1 pseudogene is annotated in these 848 nt (G+C 41.6%); it reads right to left on the minus strand.

What is annotated here, in order from left to right:
• Nucleotides 1-12: 12 nt before the first annotated feature.
• Nucleotides 13-848: pseudogene (locus A3739_RS30590) on the minus strand (hypothetical protein); the annotation flags it as partial.

Below are 848 nucleotides of genomic sequence, written 5' to 3' on the forward strand. Positions count from 1 at the left end.
AAAGCTCTCGGTTTAGCCATCGATTCCGTAAACCTTGAATAAAAATAAAATATTAACGGACGAACCATTATGAAGATTTCTCGCATAGTTGCGGCAGCTAGTATTAGCTTGTCTGCAACAATTCCGTTTGGACAAGCCACTGCGCTCAGACTTTAGCTTCGACATTTGCTGAATGTTGTTCGACACCTTCGGTTGTGCCAACACCATAATCACAATCATTAGAACCATGATCGTTAGTGGTGCAATCACCAATACGCCACCAACCAAATAGATAATGAACAAGAACAAAAACAAAAACAAAAACAAAAACACGAAAGGTAGATCTACAATCGCCGTAATAGTCATTGAATTAAGAAAGTCTCGAACCCCATCGAAGTCTTGAAATTGTTTAGCGAAAGTACCAATGGAATTCGGCGTGCTCTCGCTTTTAGAGGCCATTACGTTCTGCAGGATGCGGGTCAATAAAAACGTATCAATGTGCTGACCAATTTTGTCCGTCAACATGGGTCGAGAAGACTTCAAAATCCAATCAAAGATCAGACCGATGGTGACGATCGCGGTGAGTACCCATAAGGTATTAAGGGCTAGATTGGGCACAACTTTGTCGTACACGTTCATCGTGTAGAGCGGTATAAATAAAGCGACTAAATTAATGACAACCGAAGCCAATACCGCATCGCGATAAATGGTCTTATGTTTCACAACTTCTTTGACGATCCAGTTATCACAGAAACTCTTTGATGGTTCGAGCTCTCCCGCGTCATCGCTTTTGAATTCAACATAGAATTGCGCCAAGGGCGAAAACTCAATGAGTTCTTCAGCTGAAAGATATTTTCGGTACGTTGCTT

The sequence above is a fragment of the Oleiphilus sp. HI0067 genome, assembly GCF_001635735.1.